This window comes from Ruegeria sp. CI5, assembly GCF_056536885.1.
Map to the genome: position 1 here is coordinate 64,020 of NZ_JBQFQN010000001.1, position 19,409 is coordinate 83,428.

Genomic DNA, 19,409 nt, shown 5'->3' on the forward strand with positions numbered 1-19,409 from the left:
TGCCCCGCGCGCGGGGTAGAATCAAGCCGCATTTCCCCCTTTGACTCTTTGCCGCCCTCGGCGCACGATCCTGACAATCAATAACAGGGAGTTTCAAATGATTACCCGTTTCCTGACATCCGTGGCGGCCCTTGGCCTGACTGCAGGCATGGCGGCGGCCGACTACAAGCTGACCATTCTGCACACCAACGACTTCCATTCCCGGTTCGAGCCGATCAACAAATATGACAGCGGCTGTGGCGCCGAGGACAATGCCGAGGGCAAATGCTTCGGCGGTTCGGCGCGTCTGGTGACCGCGGTCAACGATGCGCGTGCGCGGGCCGAGAACTCGATCCTCGTGGACGGCGGCGACCAGTTCCAGGGGTCGTTGTTCTATACCTACTACAAGGGCAAGGTCGCGGCCGAGTTCATGAACAAGCTGGGCTATGACGCGATGACCGTGGGCAACCACGAATTCGACGACGGCCCCGAGGTTTTGGCCGGTTTCGTCGATGCGGTCGAATTTCCGATTCTGATGTCGAATGCGAACATCGAGAACGAAGAACTTCTGACTGACCGGATCAAGAAATCGACCGTGATCGAAGTGGGTGGAGAGAAGATTGGCCTGATCGGCCTGACCCCCGAAGACACCGACGAGTTGGCTTCACCCGGGCCGAATGTCGTGTTCTCTGATCCTGTTCCGGCGGTTCAGGCCGAGGTGGACAAGCTGACGGGGGAAGGCATCAACAAGATCATCGTGCTCAGCCATTCGGGCTATGGCGTCGACCAGCGGGTCGCGCAGGAAACCACGGGTGTTGACGTGATCGTGGGCGGACACTCGAACACCTACCTGTCGAACACTTCGGACAAGGCCGCCGGGCCATATCCGACCGTGGTGAACGGGGTGCAGATCGTTCAGGCCTATGCCTATGGCAAATTCCTGGGCGAGCTGAGCGTGACCTTTGATGACGACGGCAACGTGGTCGAGGCGGTCGGTGAGCCGCTGATCATGGACAACACCGTGACCGAGGATCAGGCTGCCCTGGATCGCATCGCAGAACTGGCCAAGCCGCTGGACGAGATCCGCAACAAGGTCGTGGCCAACGCCGCGGCTCCGATCGAAGGTGACCGGTCGATCTGCCGCGTGCAGGAATGCGAGATGGGTAACCTGGTGGCCGATGCCATGCTGGCGCGGGTCGCCGATCAGGGCGTTCAGATAGCCATCGCCAACTCGGGTGGCCTGCGTGCCTCGATCGACGCGGGCGACGTGACCATGGGCGAGGTGCTGACTGTTCTGCCCTTCCAGAACACGCTTTCGACCTTCGAGATCAGCGGGCAGGGCATCATCGATGCGCTGGAAAACGGCGTAAGCCAAGTGGAAGAGGTCAAGGGTCGCTTCCCGCAGGTGGCAGGGTTGAAATTCACCTGGGATCCGTCGGTTGCCCCCAACGAAGGCCGCGTGACCGAGGTCATGGTGGCCGAGGGAGATGGCTATGTGCCAATCGATCCGGCCAAGACCTATCTGGTGGTGACCAACAACTATGTCCGCAACGGTGGCGACGGGTACAAGATGTTCTCTGGCGAGGACAAGAATGCCTATGACTTCGGTCCCGATCTTGCGGATGTGACCGCGGAATACCTTGCGGCCAATGCACCTTACACGCCCTATCTGGACGGACGTATTCAGCAGAAGTGATTGCTGACACAAAGAAAGAAAAGGCCGCATCCAAGGATGCGGCCTTTTTTGTTGGGTTTCGGCTTAATCGAATTCGTATTCGGGCCACAACTCGGGGTCGAAACCGTCCAACATGGGCCGGATATAATCCGCAACCTGACGCCAGCCGCCAACCGATTTGGTCGAGATTTTGTTGCGCACCTGGTCGATACTGGCCGTACGCACCTGTTTCTTGTTTTCTTCCGGGTGCATCATGCTTTCGCGCCATTCGATCCCGCAGAATTCTGCAACCTGCTTGCTGTAGGTTTCGGGATCGGCCACCAGTTTTTCGTAGGGCACCGTAAGGATGCGATCCCCGAAGATGGCATCCCAATGTTGCATGTAGCGGCGATACATGTTGGCCGAGTGCGCGATTGAGTTCAGGTTCGATGCGTATCGCATTCCGCCCGCGGGAAAACGCCGGATCCATTTTGACAGACCCACGTCGCGCGGGTCGCGCAGCATGTTGATGATCTTGGCGTTGGGGAAGGCTGCCAAAAGAAAACCAACCCGCTGGTAGTTGTGCGGCATCTTGTCGACGAAAGCGATCGAGCCCTCGGGGATCGGAGGCATCAACTCGCGGAAATGCTTGGCGAATTCCGCAGCTTCTGCGTCCGAGAAAGCCTTCTTTTCGTTCAAGTATGGCGCCGACAGGTCGGATGCGAGGGTCAGCTCGCCACATCCCGCGATGTCGGGGACGGAACTCAGCATCATTTCCATCAAGGTGGTGCCTGAGCGAGGCTGTCCGATCACGAAAATCGGCAGGGGTATTTCCGCCAACCCGGAACTTGGGACGGACGAGCTGTCGGGGAATAGGCCGAGGATACGGTGAAGTCTGTGTTCTTCTTCTTCATAATCGTACGGGTTTTCGTCGTGTTGCACCCTGTTTGCGACTGCAAACTGCGCAAGGGCGGCCTCCAACCCACCGATCTTCGACTGAAGCTGCGCCAAGGCGAATTCTAGTGTGGAATTCGGGTGTTCCAGTTTTGCGATTGCGGCCTCAACCCGGGGCAACAATTCTTCGGCCTTGTCCTTGGCAACCATCGTCGACAGCTGGAACAGAACTGATGCATGATTGGGGTCTTTGTCGAGGATATTCCACAAAATCCTTTCGCTGTCCTTTTTCTTTCCGCTTTGATGCAGGTCAATCGCTTTTCGGAAAGCAATACCCACGTCATCTGGATCCAGCTCGTATGCACGCGCAATATCGGCCGAGGCCGCATCCACGAAGCCGACGCGCCCATAGGCTCTGCTGCGGGTGGACAGCAGCTTGGGGTTGTCTGGATCGGTCATCAGGCGCTTGGTGGCGTTCTCGATAATGCTGCGCCAGTTCTTGCCCTTGAGCGTGATTTCATCGATCACCCGGACGATCTCGCGGTTGCCGGGCATCTTTTCGGCCATCTTTTCGGCATAGGCCAAGGCGCGTGCGATCTGGCCGGTCTGCATCAGGCCATTCGCGATGTTTTCGACGAATTGCGGGTCGTCCGGTTTCAAACGGGCGGCTTCCTGGAAATGCGGCAGCGATTTCTTGTACTGCTTCATCTCGGTCAGAACGAACCCGGCAATCGCGTGGTAGTCCGCGTCTTTCGGGAATTTCTTGATGCCGAGGATAGCTTTCTTCAGAGCCTGAGGAAGCTTGCCGGAGTCCAGATCCGCCACCGCCTTGGCCTTGAGGGAATTTGGTGCTTGATTTGTCATCTGACTGCGCGAGACCCTATGCCTGATTAAAACTTTTGTTGTTGGTTCATTACCCATGTGCGGACGGTTTGCAATAACTCTTCCCAACGATGCCATGGCGCAGCTGTTTGCTGCGCGGCCTTCAAACGCATTGCCGGCGGTGCCCAACTATAACATCTGCCCGACAAATCAGGTGCATGTCGTGCGCGCCAGAGAGGGAGGGCGGCAGTTGGACCCGCTGCGATGGGGTTTCTTGCCACATTGGTATAAAACCCAAAACGACGGTCCGCTGCTGATCAACGCCCGCGCCGAAACCCTGGCCCAGAAACCGGCCTTTCGCGCAGCTTGCCGCGATCGGCGCTGTCTGATCGTGGCCACGGGTTTCTACGAATGGACCAAGACCCAAGACGGTGCGCGGCTGCCTTGGTACTTCCACCGCAGCGATGGTGCGCCCATCGCCTTTGCCGGCATCTGGCAGAACTGGGGCGAGGGTGAGGCGCGGCAGGGGACCTGCGCGATCGTCACGACCGCAGCCAACAACAATGTGCGTGCGGTTCATCACCGAATGCCGTTGATCATCGAGCCGGCGGATTGGGCCTTGTGGCTGGGCGAGGTCGGCAAGGGGGCAGCCCGCCTGATGAAACCCGGCGCCGAGGATGTGTTGCAGTTTCACAGGGTCGGCACGGCCGTAAACTCCAACCGGGCCAGTGGGCCGGACCTTATCGCGCCCGAAGCCGATGAATGACATCAGCGGGGCCTTCTTTTCTTTTGCCATCCTGCGCGCTAAACCCCTGTCATGGCCCTGAAATTCTCAAACCTGTCGCAGCTGTACGCGCATCCGTTCGATACGATCATCGATGTGCGCAGCCCGGCAGAGTTTGCCGAAGACCATCTGCCCGGCGCCATCAACCTCCCGGTTCTGGACAATGAGGAACGCGCACGTGTCGGCACGATCTACGTTCAGCAGAGCCCGTTTCTGGCGCGCAAGCTGGGGGCCGCGTTGGTGTTTCGCAACGCCGCCATCCATATCGAGACGCAACTCAGCCACCACGAGGGCGGTTGGCGCCCTTTGGTCTATTGCTGGCGTGGCGGTCAGCGGTCAGGATCCTTCACCTGGATGCTGCAGCAGATCGGCTGGCGAGCCGAGGTGATCGAGGGCGGATACCGCAGCTATCGGCGTCTGGTGAAGCAGTACCTCTACGATGATCCGCTGCCGTTCAAGCTGGTGGCGTTGGATGGCTACACCGGCACTGCAAAAACGGAACTTCTGGCCCAGTTGCAAACGCGCGGGGTGCAGGTTCTGGATCTCGAAGCGTTGGCCAATCACCGCGGTTCGCTGCTGGGCGAACAACCCGGCGGACAACCCAGCCAGAAAGCGTTCGAATCTGCCTTGGCCTCGGCCATGTGCGCCCTTGATCCGGCACGGCCCGTGTTGGTCGAGGCCGAGTCGTCAAAAATCGGTTCGTTGATCCTGCCCCCAGCGGTCTGGCAGAGCCTGTGCCAAGCGCCGCGAATCCTTGTCACGGCAGATATCGAGGCGCGAACGGACTATCTGGTCGCTGCCTATGACGACATTCTGTCCGATGCCGAGCGTTTGCAGGACCGCCTGTCGCCGCTGCGGTTTCACCGGGGGCATGATGTCGTGGATGCGTGGATGGCTCAGATTGCCGAGGGCAACAAGAAAGCTCTGACGCGCGCCTTGATGGAGCAGCACTATGACCCGGCTTACGAAAAGTCGCGGAAAAACCACCAGTTTGATGTGATTGCGCGCGTGCATGCCACGTCCTTGACTACAGACGGGCTGGATCAGGTCGCGTCGGAAATTGAAGGGATTGTGGCTCAGCTCTGAAGGCGCAGGCCGGGTGTGTCGCTCAATACACCGATGACTGCAGCCGGGTAACCAGCGGCACGCAAATGATCGCAGATATTTAGAGCGTGGTCGGCCGAAACGGCAGCCAGCAACCCACCTGCGGTCTGAGGATCGAACAGCAGATCGGCTTTGCCGTCAATTGGAACTTCGGGCGCGATGGAATGATTGTCGTTGAACAAGCTGGACCGGACCCCTTGCTGGCTAAGCTCCAGCGCCCCCTCCATGACCGGGACTGCGTCGAGATTCAGGACTGCGCCGCAGTTAGATGCCTCGCACAGTCCAACGAGATGCCCGGCCAGTCCGAATCCGGTGACATCGGTCATCGCATGGGCTTGGGTCAGAATGCGTGCGGCGTCACCCTGCGGCCGCGTCATGTGGTCATAGGCGGACACTACCCACTCGCCGTTGGCTTGCCCTGCCATTTCTGCGGCCATCAGGACTCCGCTGCCAATAGGTTTGGTCAGGATCAACACATCACCGGGCCGCCCACCCGAAAGGGTGATCGGATCAGACTGGCACAAACCCGTGATGGTGAAACCGATGGTAAGCTCATCGCCCATCGAGCTATGGCCGCCGACGATCTCAGCGCCGGCGCTGCGCATGACTTCGGTCGCGGTTGCCATGATTTCAGCCATGGTGCGGTGTTGCAGCTGGGAGGACATGCGCGGCAGGATCAGAGTGGCCGTCGCGGCCTGTGGGGTCGCACCCATCGCCCAGATGTCCCCCAGTGCGTGAATGGCCGCGATGCGGGTCATCAGAACAGGGTCCGGAACGAAGCTGCGCAAATGATCTGACGTCAGCACCTGCCGGACGCCTTCAAAGGTCAGCATTGCGGCATCATCCCCGGACAGGGGCGTGATATCCGGACGATCGGATCTCTGTACCGCGGATAGCGCGGCCTGCAAGGCGCCGCGACCTACCTTGGCGCCGCAACCGCCGCACATGGGCTTGTCGCCCAGAGCATCGCGCAGGCCATCCGCATGATGACGGGGAAGCGCGGGGCCTGGCATCTGGGGCAGCTCACGAAAGCGACGCATGAACTTCTGGTCGATATGGTTTTTCCACCGCCACATCACAGGTCCGCTGAATGACGTCCCAAAGCGCTCGGCCAGTGCCGAGCGTTCCCCCAGCGAGATCAGCTTCAGGTAATCCTTCTGCGGCTTGTACCGGCGCATGGTTCCAGCGCCGAGAGCTGCGCGCAGGTTGTTGAAGAGAACAGGAGCCTCTCGCACGGCAAAGACACCGGCCTTGGGGCGCGGCGTGTCATCCAGATGAGCGCAGTCGCCGACTGCGAAGACCGATGGATCGCTGGACTGCAAATACCCGTTCACTCGGATAAAGCCGTCGTGCAGGTCCAGTCCGGTCTGGCCGATCCAGTCATAGGGACGGGCGCCCGCCGCGCCGGTTGTGAAATCGGCCGTGATCTGACACCCATCGGTCAGTTGCACGCCTTCGGGTGTGATCTGCGCAATTTCGGCCTGTTCGATGCAGTCGATGCCAAGCTTTTCCATCGCCCGCCGAATGGTCTGGGCGGCTTTGGGGTTTATCGCGGTCAGGATTTGCGCCTTGTCGATCAGAGCGACCGTTGCTTGCCGACCCTTGGCGCGCAGGGCATGAGCCATGGCCATCGCCAGTTCGACGCCCGCGACACCGCCGCCGATGACCGCCACCGAAGCAGGGTCGGTTGTCTCCAGGTACTGGGCCCATTTTGCGGCAAAGGGACCAAGAGGTTTTGCCGGGATGGCATGTTCCGTGAACCCGGGCAAAGACGGCATGTCCGATGTTATTCCGACATTGATCGAGGCAACATCGAAAGCGACATCAGGATGATCGGCCACATTCACCAGCCGCCGGTTCGGGTCCAGGCCGATCGCGGCACCCAGAATGATCCGGGCCCCCGCAAACCGTGCCAGCCGGATCAGATCGATGTCCAGGTCGCGGCGGGCGTAGTGCCCCGCGACATATCCGGGCAACATCCCGGAATAGGGTGCGGTCGGGCCAGGATTGATCACGGTCAACCGCGCGCCGGGTAGGGGGTTCATCCCCCATTTCCGAAGGAACAGCGCATGCGTATGCCCTCCGCCCACCAGAACCAGATCGCGGGTAAGTGGCAACGAAGATGTCTTCATGAAGTCAGTTCGCGCTGTGGTCCGGGACGTCTTCGACCTGCTCGACCGCGTGGGTGGCCCAGAGCTTGTCTTCGCCCGCGTCCGGCAGATCCTCAGGGGCTTCATGGCGGTGAATGTGCCACTTGGCAATGAACAGAGCTGTGATCGGAGCCGTCAGAAACAGGAACAGCGTGATCAGCAGTTCATGCATGGAAAGGCGCTGTTCGATCAGGATCGAATGAAAGATCGAGGCCAGCAACACACCGCCCACGCCCAGCGTGGTGGCTTTGGTCGGGGCGTGCAGCCGCGACATCGGATCCTTCAGCTTGATCATGCCAAAAGACCCGACAAAGCCGAAAATCCCTGAAACGATCAGGAAAAATGCAATCAGAAGCTCGAAGATGAATTCCATGGCGGCCTCACTCGATAATGTTGCCGCGCAGCATAAAGCGCGCATATGCCACGGTCGAAACAAAGCCGAGCATGGCAATGATCATTGCGGCTTCGAAAAAGATCTCGGTGCCCAGATGCAGGCCGTACAGGATCATCAGGGCGATGGTGTTGATCACCATCGTATCAAGGGCGAGCACTCGCGTTCCCACACCGTCGGCGGTGATGATCCGCCACAGGCACATCATGATCGCGGCCCCAAAGCAGGCAAAGGCAAAATAGATTGCATATTCGATCATTCGAAAATCTCCTTCAGGCGGCGCTCGTAACGCTGCTTGATCTGGTCTCGTACCGCGCCCGGATCCGGAGCGTCCAGGCAATGGACCAGCAGACAATGCCCTTGGGCCGAGAGGTCGCAACTGACGGTGCCCGGAGTCATGGTGATGGTTCCAGCCAGTACCGTGATCGCTTCGGGTGTGCGCAGTTCCAGCGGGATCGAGATCCAGTTCGGTTGTCTGTCCGCGTCGCGTTTGAACAGGATGATGCGGGCCACGGTCACGTTGGCCACCACGATGTCCCACAGAACCACGATCATGTACTCAACGACCATGGGCCAGTTCCGCAGGACGGGCCGGTCGGGCCAGTAGGGTTGTGTGATGAAGGGAATGATGATCCCCAGAAGCAACCCAAACACCAACGAGTTCAGCGAGGGCGCGTTGGCCAACAACACCCAGACCAGAGTCAGCAGGAAGCTCAGATGAGGGTGGGGAAATATCCGGCGCAGCAGTTTCATCAGTCTTCCCTTCCCAATACGGCCGAGATGTACTGTTCCGGCGCGAACAGTTGCGCGGCGGTCTTGCGAGTGTAGTCCAGCGAGGGTCCGGCGAACAGGGTCAGCAGGACGAGGCCCAGAACCACTCCGAACACCGAGGTGAACGCCAGCCCCGGCTGCGGTTCAGGCGCGGGCCGGTGCGGGGGTTCATCATCGTTGGTGGCCTCGGTTTCGGGTTCCGGTTCGATCTGGGTGCTGGCGTCATAGCTTTTCCAGAAGATCAGGGACCCGGCGCGAGCCAGTCCCACGATGGTGACGAAGGACCCGATCAGAACGACCGCCCAGACTGCGGTGGCATCCGGCGCATACCAAGACGCATCCAGCACCAGAAGCTTGCCGATGAACCCCGACAACGGCGGCATGCCCGCCATCGCTATGGCTCCTACGAAGAACAGCGCCGAGATCAGCCCGCTTTGCGGCATCGGCGGGCGGGGCGCAATGGCCCCTCCTCGACGTTCCATCACCAGATCGGCCACCAGGAACAGCAGTGCGGTCGCAAGGGTTGAATGGTAGACGTAGTACAGAGCGGCGGCTGTGGCCGTCTCGGTGAACAAGGAAATAGCCACCAGCAGCGTTCCCATCGAGGCGATGGCGCAAAACGCAACCATGCGCGCGATGTGCCGCGTGCCCAGAATACCGATCGAGCCGATGGCAAGGGTCACCAGCGCGGCAGGTTGTAGCCAGTCACCAACCAGTCCTTCGGTGACGGCAACATCCGGGCCGAATGCCAAAGTATAGACCCGCAGGATCGAATAGGCCCCCACCTTGGTCATGATCGCAAACAGCGCGGCAACTGGCAGCGGCGCGTTGGCATAGCTGGCCGGCAGCCAGAAATGCAGCGGCAGGACAGCGGCCTTGATGCAGAAGACCAGCAGCAGAAGAACCGCACCCACGCGCAACAGGGCGGTGTCTTCGGCCGGAATTTCCGCGACGCGCACGGCGAGGTCGGCCATGTTCAGGGTACCGGTAACCGAATAGATCGTGCCCAATGCAAACAGGAACAGAGTTGACCCCAAGAGGTTGTAGGTGACGTATTGCACCCCGGCCCTCAGGCGTACCGCGCCGCCGCCATGGGTCATCAGGCCGTAGGAGGCGATCAACAACACCTCAAAAAATACGAACAGGTTGAAAGCGTCCCCGGTCAGGAAGGCGCCGCAGACACCCATCAGCTGGAATTGGAACAACGGGTGAAAGTGGTTGCCGCGTTCGTCCCACCCGGACGCGATGGCGTACAGCACGACAGGCAAGGCCAGCAACGCCGTCAGCAACACCATCATCGCGGACAACCGGTCAAGGACCAGAACAATGCCAAACGGAGCCGGCCAATCGCCCAGTTCGTAGACATGAATCTCGCCGCCCGCCGCCTGCGCAGTGATGGTCAGCGCGATGCCGAGCAAGCCCACCACACCGGCGACTGAAAAGATACGCTGCAGGTCCAGATGGTACCGCAGAACCATGATGATGAAGGGGGCCAGGATCGCGGGCAGGACGATCGGCGCAACGATCCAGTGGTTCATGCGTCTTCTCCTGCGTCATCCACGCTGTCCTGCGCGGCCATGTCTATATGGTCATCCTTCGAAGACAGGTAGGCGCCCAGAGCGATCATCACGATCACAGCTGTCATCCCGAACGAGATCACAATCGCCGTCAGAACAAGGGCCTGCGGCAATGGATCGGTATAGGGAACCTCTTCGTATTTGTTCAGAACTGCAGGCGCGTTCACGGCCAGCCGTCCCGTGGCGAACAGGAACACGTTGACCGCATAGGTCAGCAGAGACAGGCCCAGGATGACCGGAAAGGTCCGACGGCGCAGGATCAGAAAGATCCCTGCGGCGGTCAGAACGCCAACGGCCGATGCGACGAGTGCTTCCATCAGCCCTGCTCCTTCGCTTTTTCTTGCTCTTCGGCCAGATCATCCCGCAACGGGTTGATGTCCATCGGGAATTCCTGTGCCATGCCCGGCCGCCACGCAAAGCGCGACAGGCTGTCCAGCGCCAACATCACGGCGCCCAGAACGGCAAGGAACACGCCTGTGTCGAACAGCATGGCCGTGGCCCATTCGAACTCTTCCAGCGGCGGCCAATGCAGATAGCCGAAATCGCTGGTCAGGAAGGGCCGCTCGTTGAACCAGGCGCCCAAACCCGTGGCCGCAGCGATCAGAACACCCCAGCCGATGGTGCCATGGTAGTAGAACCGCTGCCGCTCGATCGCCCAGGTATAGCCACTGGCCATGTACTGCATCAGGAAGGCGATCGCGACCACCAGACCGGCGATGAACCCGCCTCCGGGCTGGTTGTGCCCCCGGAAGAAGATGTAGGCGCCCACCATAAGGGCGATCGGCATCATCACACGTGTGGCAACAACCATCATCAGCGGGTGTGAGTCACCTGACTGGGGCCAGTGCGGTTTGCGGTTCAGCAGGTAGGCGCGGACACTGGTGCCCAGCACGGCCTCGGTCAGGGCAAAGATGATCAAGGCCGCGATCCCCAGCACGATGATCTCGCCGAAGGTATCAAATCCCCGGAAGTCCACCAGGATCACGTTGACCACGTTGGTGCCTCCGCCACCCTTGTAGGAATTGGCCAGGTGGAACTCCGAAATCGTCGGGAAGGCGAAATCGCGCAGCATGAGCGCATAGATCAAGCCCCCGGCGCCGATACCGGCCACTACCGAAATGGCGGCATCACGCCAACGCCGTGCCGCGCTGCTGTCCCATGGGGTCTCGGTCGGCAGGAAATTCAGCGACAGCAGCAGCAGTATCATCGTGACGACTTCGACCGAGATCTGCGTCAGGGCTAGATCAGGCGCGGACAGATAGTTGAAGGCCATCGACACGATCAGGCCGACGACACCGATCAAAACAAGCGACAGCAAACGGTTCCGGTGGAACCACATGATGCCCATCGTCGCCACGATCAGGCACAGCCAGCCGATGATCGGAATGATTGGAGCCGGCAGCGGAACCCGCGTTTCCACGCCAATCGTGCCGGTCGAATAGGCATAGTATCCAAGGCCGACCGTAAAGGCGATCAGGATGATCGCATAGCGGCTGATGACACCGTTGTGCAGCTCGTCCGTGATCCACCGGCTGGCGGCGGTCAATCCGCCGATCACGGCGTCGAAGATGGTCTTGGCCTCGGGGCGGGGCAGGATATTCCAGACCTGCTCGCCGCGGCGGTGCAAAGCCAACAGGAAGAGGCCGCCAAAAGTTGCGACGATCGACATGTACAAGGCAGGCGTGAACCCGTGCCACAGCTTCAGTGAGTAATAGGGCAGCTTCTCGCCGCCGATCACCGCGGAAGACACAACCGCAACCAAGGGGCCGACGATGGCGGCCGAGTTCAGGCCGATCAGCACGACCAGCACGACCAGGAATGCCGGAGCCAGCCACAGCCCCACCGGCGGGTCATGCGGGTGCGCAGGGTAATCCTCGCGTTCAGGGCCCAGGAAGACGTGGGACACGAACCGGAAGGAATATGCGGCAGAGAAGATCGCGGCTACCAGGGCAAGGGCTGGCACCAGATAGTGCGAGTTTCGCCAGACCGTGTGCACGGTTTCTTCCAGCATCATTTCCTTCGACAGGAATCCGTTCAAAGGTGGAATCCCTGCCATGGACAATGCGGCGATTGTTCCAATCGAAAAGGTGATCGGCATCAAATGGCGCAGGCCGCCCAGGCGCTTGATGTCCCGGGTGCCGGTTTCGTGGTCCACGATCCCGGCGGTCATGAACAGGGCGGCCTTGAAAGTGGCGTGGTTGATGATGTGGAAGATGGCGGCCACGACGGCGATCTTGGTGCCGAACCCCAGCAGCATCGTGACCAGCCCCAGATGCGACACCGTCGAAAAGGCCAGCAGCGCCTTGAGGTCATCCTTGAACAGCGCGATCACTGCACCGATCAGCATGGTTATCAGGCCGGTGGTGGCGACGATATAGAACCACGCCTCGGTTCCGGCCAGAACCGGCCACATGCGCGCCATCAGAAACAGGCCAGCCTTCACCATCGTGGCCGAGTGCAGATAGGCCGAAACCGGCGTTGGAGCGGCCATTGCATGCGGCAGCCAGAAATGGAACGGGAACTGGGCCGACTTGGTGAAACATCCCAGCAGGATCAGTATCAACGCCGGCAGGTAGTAGGGCGAAGACTGGATCAGCTCCCGGTTCTGGAGGATCACGCTCAGGTCATAGGACCCCACGATATTGCCCAGGATCAGCATTCCTGCGATCATCGCCAGCCCGCCGGACCCGGTGACCGCCAGCGCCATCCGCGCGCCCTGGCGGCCTTCGGGCAGGTGTTTCCAATAGCCGATGAGCAAGAACGAACTGAGCGAGGTCAATTCCCAGAAAACCAGCAAAAGCAGTATGTTGTCGGACAGAACGATACCGACCATCGCGCCCTGGAACAGCAGGAGATAGGTATAGAATTGACCCATAGGGTCTTCACGCGACAGGTAAAACCGCGCGTACAGGATGATCAGCAGACCAATGCCAAGGATCAGCAGCGCGAACAGAAATCCCAGCCCGTCCAGCATGAAATTGGCGTTCAACCCCAGCCCCGGAATCCAGTCGAACCGCGCGGTGACCACCGTGCCGTTCATGACGTCTGGGATATGAATCAGCAGCCCCATCAAGGCCAGAAACGTGGTCAATCCCGCTGCCGATGCGGCCGCGTTGCGCCCGGCGCGGATCAGCAGGGCGGGAAAGACAGCTCCGAGGAAGGGAAGGGCCGCGATAAGGAATAGGGACAACTGCGATACTCCGGGCTGAGCGGTCAGGGTGCTGTTGATTTTGTAAGGATAATTTATTGACTGTCCAGCTATTGCAAGTTTTTCACCTTGCACTACTCCCCGCGAATTTTTGGCCAAAGCCTGCGCGAAAATGACGCGAACTTGATCCGTACCCGGCTTTTCGGCGCAGCGTCGGAGGCGGACCCGTGATAAAACCGGCTTGGAGAAACCGGAGGGTGCACATTGGCGATCACAACCAGGCTCAGCCGCAGAGGCGTGTTCCTTGGGGGCGCGGCCGCTGTTCTCGCGGGTTTTGCGATCCGTGAATACCGTCTGATCCCCGAAGACTTTTCTGGCGGTACGTTGACCGTCGCTCAGGCGCACGAAAAGGCTGTTGCAGGGGAAATCCTGTTGCTCGACATTCGGACCCCGCGCGAATGGCGGGCCTCAGGCATCGGGCAGGGCGCCCAACCGCTGGACATGCGCCGTGAAGACTTTCTGGATGTGTTGGATCGCCTGTCTGGCGGTGACAAGGGGCGGCCGATTGCCTTGATCTGCGCCCGTGGTGTGCGGTCAGCGCGGCTGGGCAACAGGTTGACCGAGGCGGGCTACGGCAACATTCTTGACGTGCCCGAAGGGATGCTGGGGTCAGCCGCAGGTCCGGGCTGGGTGCGGGCCGGGCTGCCGGTGCAGGCGTATTCGGAGGGGGCGTGATGAGGCTCAGGGATCTGTTGGCTGTGTTGATCGCAACCGCCGCAACTCCGGCATTGGCCGCGTGTGGGCAGGATCAGGGTGTTTGCGAGACTAAAACCGGAAGCTATCGCATCGAGCTGCCGGAAGACTCCAACCCGCCGTTGGTCGTGTTCCTGCACGGGTATGGCGGTAGCGCGCAGGGAACCATGAAAAACCGCGGCATGGTCGAACCCTTGCTGGCCCGGGGATACGCGGTCATGGCGCCCGAGGGGGCCGAACGCAACGGGCAAAAAAGCTGGAACTTCTATCCGGGGTGGGACGGGCGTGACGAAGCCGCGTTCCTGAAGGAGGTTGTTGCGGATGCGGTCCAACGGTTCGAGGTCGATGACCATCGCGTGGTGCTGGGGGGGTTCTCGGCCGGCGGCTTCATGGTGAACTATCTGGCCTGCGCCGATCCCGAGGCATTCTCGGCCTACGTGCCTGTCTCAGGAGGTTTCTGGCGCCCGCATCCCGAAAGTTGTGCGGGGCCCGTGCGCCTGTTCCACACACATGGCTGGACCGACAACGTGGTGCCGCTGGAGGGGCGCGCACTGGGCGGCGGTCGGTTCCTTCAGGGCGACATCTTCGCCGGGCTTGAAATCTGGCGGCAGGCCAACGAATGCGCCGACAACCGTCCGGACGGGTTTTCAACGACAGGCCAATTCATGCGCCGCAAGTGGACCGCCTGTGCTGACGGCAGCGCATTGGAGTTCGCTCTGTTTCCCGGCGGTCATACAGTTCCGCGGGGCTGGGCCGACATGATGCTGGATTGGTACGAAGGGTTGCCCGGCGGGTGATCATTCCGCCGGGGTCATGGTTCCTTTGCCCTCGATCAGGCGTTTCAACTCGTTGCGATGCGAACGTGCCGCCCGCGTGATGGCGGGCTCGTGGAAATCCTCGGGCATGCCGACCATGCGACGCGCTGCTGCCGCAGATACGCCGCTGAGTGCGGAGAGCGGTACCGCAAAGGTCAGGCTGATGGCGATCGGAGCCAACCAGACCGAGACCAACCCGGCCAGGATACCCGCGCTCAGCGCGAAGCCGCTGATGGTTTCGAGCGCGTGACACACGATCAGCGTCCGCAGCCCATAAGTGCCGCCATCCCGTGCCTGCGGGGTCCAGCCTTTTTGCACACCGAGAACGGTGCGGAACACGGCGATCATCTGCTGCACCATCAGGATCGGTGCGTACAGGATCGACAGCACGACCTCGAACAGGAATGACGCAAGAAACCGGGTCCGGCCACCGAAATCTTCATAGCGAACACCGCTGAGGGGCAATGCCAGTGCACCCAGAGTCTTGGGGGCCAGCAGCATCGCGTACATGACAAGGATGATCAGAACATGCCGCGTTTCGGTCATTTCCGGCCACTGGGGGAACATCGGATTGTCGGGGCTGAAATAGTGCAGCACCGAAGCATCCTTGCCCTGACCGATCAACGCCCACATGACCAGCAGTGCGAACCACAAGGGTGACATCAGGTATCCGACGGCGCCGTGGAACAGATGAAACCGCGACACGGCCCGAAACCCGGTCGAGCCGAGCAGACGCAGATGCTGCAGGTTGCCCTGGCACCAGCGGCGGTCGCGTAGGGCGTGGTCGATCAATGTCGGCGGTGTTTCCTCGTACGAGCCTCGGATGCGCGGCAGAAAGCGAACGCCCCAACCGGCGCGGCGCAGCAACCCGGCCTCGACGAAGTCGTGGCTCATGATCAGTTGTTCCTGGCCCGAGAGCGAGCGCAGCTTGGGCAGACCCGCACAGGTCGCAAAGGCCTTGGTACGGATGATGGCGTTGTGGCCCCAATAGTTGCCTTCCTGGCCACACCAACGGGACAGGCCCTCTGCAAATGCGATGCCGTATACACCATTGGCGAACTGCTGCATCCGTGCAAAGACGGACTGGGCACCGATCAGTTGCGGATAGCTTTGGATCAGGCCGGCGCCGGGATCGCGGGCCAGCGCGTCGGTCAGCCGCGCGATCGCGCGCCCGGTCATCAGACTGTCGGCGTCCAGAACCAGCATTGCATCCCAAGCGCCACCCCAGCGGCTGACCCAATCAGCAATATTGCCGACCTTGCGGTCCGTATTCTGTTCTCTGCGTCGGTAATACAGCTCAAGCCCCGGGGCGAGCGTGGTACGCAGCGCCTCGATGCTGGCCTGTTCCTGGGCCGCGATTTCCGGATCGCGGGTGTCTGACAGGATGAACATCGCATAGTGATGCTTGCCCCCTCGGGCGCGCAATTCTTCCAGCATCGTGCGGGCATTGCCCAACACGTTCCACGGCACTTCGTTGTAGACGGGCATCAGCAAAGCAACCCGCAGTGGCTGCGCGCGACCCTGCCGTACCGGACGCTCTTGCCGGGCCAGAGAGACCATGCCCAGAAGGACGGTGCAGACCGTGAAGGAAATCCAGAAGAAATTGAACGAAATCAATGCCAACAGGATGGCTTCGACCACGTTTATCCCTTCGGCGTCGAACCAGTCCGCCATGACCCACAGCAAAGCAACCGAGGCGGCCATGGCCGGGGAAAACGCCAATGCGCGCCAAAGGCCCGCCGACGACCGGCAGGCATCCGCAGGCGCTTGGGCGTCCCGAAACCCGGCGCCAAAGTCCTGCTCCGGCATTGCCAGCGGTGCCTCGGGCGGCATGATCTTCAGGTCCGGGTTCATGCTGTCCATCTGTACATCCAGACTTCCGAAGCGGGCTCGTCACCCAGCCTCAGTTGCGCGCGCAATTCGACGTGGTCGCGGTCGCCGGGCTGAAACGAGAAGGCCAGACGCAAACCGCCCGTATCCGGGTTGCGTTGCAGAACCCCGTCCGAAGGTTCCGCATGAGGCGACTGCACGAACACGCTGAGGGCGTCCGGATCGTCGAACAACTCGCTGGCTTCGAAGTCGATCACCGCAAGCCGTCCTTCGCCGAAAGTGTTCTCGCCCATTGCGGTGTTGATCACCCGCGGCATGGCGGTCCGCTGAGGTTCCTCGCCCCAGATCAGGCGGTACGACAAGTCGAGCTGAGCACCGGCAGCGACCGGTTCCGCAGGACGCCAATAGGCGACAATGTTGTCGTAGATCTCCTGATCGGCCGGAATTTCGACCAGAGTGACCGTACCTTTACCCCAATCGCCCATCGGCTCGACCCAAAGCCCGGGGCGCTTGTGGTATTGCGCCTCGAGGTCGGCATAGTCGGAAAACGCGCGTTTGCGCTGCATCAGTCCGAACCCGCGAGGATTCATGTCGACGAATGAGGACACCTGCAATCTCTTGGGATTGGCGAGCGGGCGCCAAATCACTTCTCCCGCCCCGTTTCGGATCATCAGCCCGTCGCTGTCGTGCACGGCCGGACGGAAATCGTCGAACCGGTTGTGATTGGTCTGATCGAACAGGAACATCGACGTCCCCGGAGCGATCCCGACATGGGGAAGTTCTTCCCGAGCAAACAAGGTTGCCTGCACCTCCATGATGCAGTCGGCGCCGGCCGTGATGTCGAACCGGTAGGCGCCGGTCACGCTGGGGCTGTCCATCAGGGCGTGAACGATCATGTTGCGCTGGCCGGGCTTTGGGCGCTCCAGCCAAAATCGGATGAAATCCGGAAATTCTTCGCCCTCGGGATCCCCGGTTTTCAGTGCAAGACCACGGGCTGACAGGCCGTAGACCTCGTGAAGGCCGATGGCACGGAAATAGCTGGCTCCCTGAAAGACGCAGAACTCGTCAGTTTTGCCAGGGCGATGCATCTCGGTGCGCAGCCGGAAACCCGAAAAACCCAGCGTTTCGTCTACGGGCAGATCGGGGACATCCTCGGCCCGGTCGAACATCTCAAGGTCGAAGGCAACCGGCGCGGTCATCCCGTTCTCAACTGCCGAGACCTGAACGGTTCGCGGGAAGTAGAGGCCGGGGGTGAAGAAATCGACGTTGAACGGCGTATCGGTCCCGTACCAGAGTGCACGGTCCAGCCGGAAACGGATGGAGCGGTACTGCTCGTAAGTGAGGTCCTGCCACGCCTGCGGAACGGTTTCGCGCGCCTCGTAGGGGCGGCTGGCCAGATCGCGGGCAAGGGCGATGATGTCGGCCCGGTCGAATGGCACCTCGCCACCGGTGGCAAAGGTGGCCGGGGCGAAGGCCAGCGCCGTAGTCGACGCAAGGAATGCACGACGCGTGAACTTCATGACTTCGATTTCCATGGGTGTGATTTGAACCAAGCGGCCAGATAAGCCACGCCGATGATCAATGCAAATCCAATTAGATTTGCGGCCAGAACGGTGGCGAAATCCCGCCCAAATTCGTCGAGGAAAACGCCGATAAGTCGTGCCGCTGCCATGGAAAATACAAAAACCGCCAAGGACTGCTGGCCCACTTTGGTGATCTGCTTCAGGATCCACCGCCACAGCTGCGCGCCCATCGTGTTGCCGGTGGCGATCAGGCGATGCCCATGTTGCCCAGCAGCCACCCATCCCAGGTAGGCCAGCGACAGGAAGTGCATGTACCGGAACAGGCCGAAATCGGTTTTTTCGCGCAGTTCGCTTGTCAGGGGCCAGACCTTTCGGATGTTCTCGGCAAGATCCGGTGCGGCCGCCTGGACCCACAAGAACACTTTCCACGATCCGAATGGGGCCGAGAGGACAAGGAACAATGCCGCGGCCCAGATCAGCGTCTTGGAAACCGGCGGCGCAGGAATCCAGCCTCGCATGAATGCAAAGCCGGTGAAAAACAGCAACTGCCATCCAAACGGGTTGAAGAACCACTGGCGGTCCGACCACGGTTCGGCCGGAAGCGCCAGCATACCGGTCTGCGCCACCAGCCAGATCGCGACCGAGACCAACCCGACCGCCCAGATGCTGAGGCGCGACAGGCCCATGAACATCGGCATCATTGCCAGAACGACCAGGTACATCGGCAGGATGTCGAAATAGTTCGGCACATAAGTCAGGGTGAACAGCCCCACCATCTGTGGCATCGGGTCGTTGAAGAAATGCTGCAGGTTCAATCCCGAGACATAGCTTTTGTCGAAGGCTCCGGACAGATCCAGTGCTGCCATGGACATGGCGACAAAGAAAAACAGGCAAATATGGGCCCAGTAGACCTGCCAGATGCGGAAGCTGACCCGGGCGGTACCCATCCACCAGCCCTTGCGTTCGAACGCGCCGCCAAAGGCGATCGCCGAAGCCATGCCCGAGCAGAAAACAAAGATTTCAGTCGCGTCCGAGAATCCGAAACGGGCCGGGATCCATCTGGCCCAAGGGTCGTTCGGGATGTGCGCGATCAGGATGATGAACATCGCAATACCGCGATAGAAATCCAGCCGCGGGTCGCGGGTTGTGGCAGCAGGGGCGGAGGATGCCGCCACCGGTGCAAAATCAGAAGCGGGCGATGCGGTCGCCATTCG

General features: G+C 60.7%; 16 protein-coding genes. 5 read left to right on the forward strand and 11 right to left on the reverse strand.

Translation table 11 applies throughout. From position 1 onward, the window contains the following. The first annotated feature begins 97 nt into the window (after window positions 1-97). Complete coding sequence (locus ACR0BA_RS00295) at window positions 98-1,675, forward strand: bifunctional metallophosphatase/5'-nucleotidase (RefSeq protein WP_480725934.1); 1,578 nt, start codon at window positions 98-100, stop codon at window positions 1,673-1,675. Between the two features lie 63 nt (window positions 1,676-1,738). On the opposite strand, the gene ACR0BA_RS00300 is transcribed toward ACR0BA_RS00295, so the two are convergent. Further along, window positions 1,739-3,391 carry a tetratricopeptide repeat-containing sulfotransferase family protein gene (locus ACR0BA_RS00300; protein ID WP_480725935.1) on the reverse strand — a complete coding sequence of 551 codons (1,653 nt, stop codon included), beginning with the start codon at window positions 3,389-3,391 and terminating at the stop codon, window positions 1,739-1,741. A 55-nt stretch (window positions 3,392-3,446) separates the two neighbouring features. Between ACR0BA_RS00300 and ACR0BA_RS00305 the strand changes: the two genes are divergently transcribed. Next, window positions 3,447-4,115: an SOS response-associated peptidase gene (locus tag ACR0BA_RS00305; protein WP_480725937.1), complete on the forward strand. Its 669-nt coding sequence runs from the start codon at window positions 3,447-3,449 to the stop codon at window positions 4,113-4,115. Between the two features lie 51 nt (window positions 4,116-4,166). Beyond that, window positions 4,167-5,219 carry a tRNA 2-selenouridine(34) synthase MnmH gene (gene mnmH / locus ACR0BA_RS00310; protein ID WP_480725938.1) on the forward strand — a complete coding sequence of 351 codons (1,053 nt, stop codon included), beginning with the start codon at window positions 4,167-4,169 and terminating at the stop codon, window positions 5,217-5,219. Here the strand turns inward: mnmH and selD are convergent. Genes selD through ACR0BA_RS00345 form a run of 7 tightly spaced genes read right to left on the reverse strand, consistent with a single transcriptional unit; the run spans window position 5,210 to window position 13,316 of the window. Further along, window positions 5,210-7,369, reverse strand: a complete 2,160-nt coding sequence (gene selD, locus ACR0BA_RS00315) for a selenide, water dikinase SelD (RefSeq protein WP_480725940.1) — start codon at window positions 7,367-7,369, stop codon at window positions 5,210-5,212. The two genes, mnmH and selD, sit on opposite strands and share 10 nt — an antisense overlap. 4 nt (window positions 7,370-7,373) lie before the next feature. After that, entirely contained in the window at window positions 7,374-7,760 is a 387-nt protein-coding gene (locus tag ACR0BA_RS00320; protein WP_093962618.1) for a Na+/H+ antiporter subunit G, read from the reverse strand. Between the two features lie 7 nt (window positions 7,761-7,767). After that, complete coding sequence (locus ACR0BA_RS00325; RefSeq protein ID WP_093962617.1) at window positions 7,768-8,037, reverse strand: K+/H+ antiporter subunit F; 270 nt, start codon at window positions 8,035-8,037, stop codon at window positions 7,768-7,770. Next, window positions 8,034-8,531: a Na+/H+ antiporter subunit E gene (locus tag ACR0BA_RS00330; RefSeq protein ID WP_093962616.1), complete on the reverse strand. Its 498-nt coding sequence runs from the start codon at window positions 8,529-8,531 to the stop codon at window positions 8,034-8,036. The genes ACR0BA_RS00325 and ACR0BA_RS00330 overlap by 4 nt, the downstream gene beginning before the upstream one ends. Beyond that, window positions 8,531-10,087 carry a monovalent cation/H+ antiporter subunit D gene (locus ACR0BA_RS00335; protein WP_480725941.1) on the reverse strand — a complete coding sequence of 519 codons (1,557 nt, stop codon included), beginning with the start codon at window positions 10,085-10,087 and terminating at the stop codon, window positions 8,531-8,533. The genes ACR0BA_RS00330 and ACR0BA_RS00335 overlap by 1 nt, the downstream gene beginning before the upstream one ends. Further along, window positions 10,084-10,443, reverse strand: a complete 360-nt coding sequence (locus ACR0BA_RS00340; RefSeq protein ID WP_170337694.1) for a Na+/H+ antiporter subunit C — start codon at window positions 10,441-10,443, stop codon at window positions 10,084-10,086. Before ACR0BA_RS00340 ends, ACR0BA_RS00335 begins: the two co-directional genes overlap by 4 nt. After that, complete coding sequence (locus ACR0BA_RS00345) at window positions 10,443-13,316, reverse strand: monovalent cation/H+ antiporter subunit A (protein ID WP_480725943.1); 2,874 nt, start codon at window positions 13,314-13,316, stop codon at window positions 10,443-10,445. The genes ACR0BA_RS00340 and ACR0BA_RS00345 overlap by 1 nt, the downstream gene beginning before the upstream one ends. A 222-nt stretch (window positions 13,317-13,538) precedes the next feature. On the opposite strand from ACR0BA_RS00345, the gene ACR0BA_RS00350 reads away from it, so the two are divergent. Then, window positions 13,539-14,009, forward strand: coding sequence for a rhodanese-like domain-containing protein (locus ACR0BA_RS00350; RefSeq protein WP_170402048.1), 471 nt, complete (start codon window positions 13,539-13,541; stop codon window positions 14,007-14,009). Next, window positions 14,009-14,824 (forward strand): CE1 family esterase, encoded by an 816-nt coding sequence (locus ACR0BA_RS00355; RefSeq protein ID WP_480725944.1) that lies wholly within the window; start codon window positions 14,009-14,011, stop codon window positions 14,822-14,824. Before ACR0BA_RS00350 ends, ACR0BA_RS00355 begins: the two co-directional genes overlap by 1 nt. Here the strand turns inward: ACR0BA_RS00355 and mdoH are convergent, their stop codons facing one another. The 3 genes from mdoH to ACR0BA_RS00370 are packed head-to-tail and all read right to left on the reverse strand — an operon-like array spanning window position 14,825 to window position 19,406. Further along, window positions 14,825-16,696 (reverse strand): glucans biosynthesis glucosyltransferase MdoH, encoded by a 1,872-nt coding sequence (mdoH, locus tag ACR0BA_RS00360; RefSeq protein WP_480727428.1) that lies wholly within the window; start codon window positions 16,694-16,696, stop codon window positions 14,825-14,827. Continuing rightward, entirely contained in the window at window positions 16,693-18,192 is a 1,500-nt protein-coding gene (locus ACR0BA_RS00365; protein WP_480725946.1) for an OpgD/OpgG family glucan biosynthesis protein, read from the reverse strand. The genes mdoH and ACR0BA_RS00365 overlap by 4 nt, the downstream gene beginning before the upstream one ends. Further along, window positions 18,189-19,406: an OpgC family protein gene (locus ACR0BA_RS00370; RefSeq protein WP_170455941.1), complete on the reverse strand. Its 1,218-nt coding sequence runs from the start codon at window positions 19,404-19,406 to the stop codon at window positions 18,189-18,191. Before ACR0BA_RS00370 ends, ACR0BA_RS00365 begins: the two co-directional genes overlap by 4 nt. Between the last annotated feature and the right edge of the window lie 3 nt (window positions 19,407-19,409).

Excerpts from the sequence above, each read along its gene's own strand:
- ACR0BA_RS00320 (WP_093962618.1), bottom strand. The coding sequence starts at position 7,760 with ATGGAATTCATCTTCGAGCTTCTGATTGCATTTTTCCTGATCGTTTCA.
- mdoH (WP_480727428.1), bottom strand. The coding sequence starts at position 16,696 with ATGAACCCGGACCTGAAGATCATGCCGCCCGAGGCACCGCTGGCAATG.
- ACR0BA_RS00340 (WP_170337694.1), bottom strand. The coding sequence starts at position 10,443 with ATGGAAGCACTCGTCGCATCGGCCGTTGGCGTTCTGACCGCCGCAGGG.
- selD (WP_480725940.1), bottom strand. The coding sequence starts at position 7,369 with ATGAAGACATCTTCGTTGCCACTTACCCGCGATCTGGTTCTGGTGGGC.
- ACR0BA_RS00370 (WP_170455941.1), bottom strand. The coding sequence starts at position 19,406 with ATGGCGACCGCATCGCCCGCTTCTGATTTTGCACCGGTGGCGGCATCC.
- ACR0BA_RS00365 (WP_480725946.1), bottom strand. The coding sequence starts at position 18,192 with ATGAAGTTCACGCGTCGTGCATTCCTTGCGTCGACTACGGCGCTGGCC.
- ACR0BA_RS00335 (WP_480725941.1), bottom strand. The coding sequence starts at position 10,087 with ATGAACCACTGGATCGTTGCGCCGATCGTCCTGCCCGCGATCCTGGCC.
- ACR0BA_RS00305 (WP_480725937.1), top strand. The coding sequence starts at position 3,447 with ATGTGCGGACGGTTTGCAATAACTCTTCCCAACGATGCCATGGCGCAG.
- ACR0BA_RS00325 (WP_093962617.1), bottom strand. The coding sequence starts at position 8,037 with ATGATCGAATATGCAATCTATTTTGCCTTTGCCTGCTTTGGGGCCGCG.
- ACR0BA_RS00300 (WP_480725935.1), bottom strand. The coding sequence starts at position 3,391 with ATGACAAATCAAGCACCAAATTCCCTCAAGGCCAAGGCGGTGGCGGAT.
- mnmH (WP_480725938.1), top strand. The coding sequence starts at position 4,167 with ATGGCCCTGAAATTCTCAAACCTGTCGCAGCTGTACGCGCATCCGTTC.
- ACR0BA_RS00295 (WP_480725934.1), top strand. The coding sequence starts at position 98 with ATGATTACCCGTTTCCTGACATCCGTGGCGGCCCTTGGCCTGACTGCA.
- ACR0BA_RS00330 (WP_093962616.1), bottom strand. The coding sequence starts at position 8,531 with ATGAAACTGCTGCGCCGGATATTTCCCCACCCTCATCTGAGCTTCCTG.
- ACR0BA_RS00355 (WP_480725944.1), top strand. The coding sequence starts at position 14,009 with ATGAGGCTCAGGGATCTGTTGGCTGTGTTGATCGCAACCGCCGCAACT.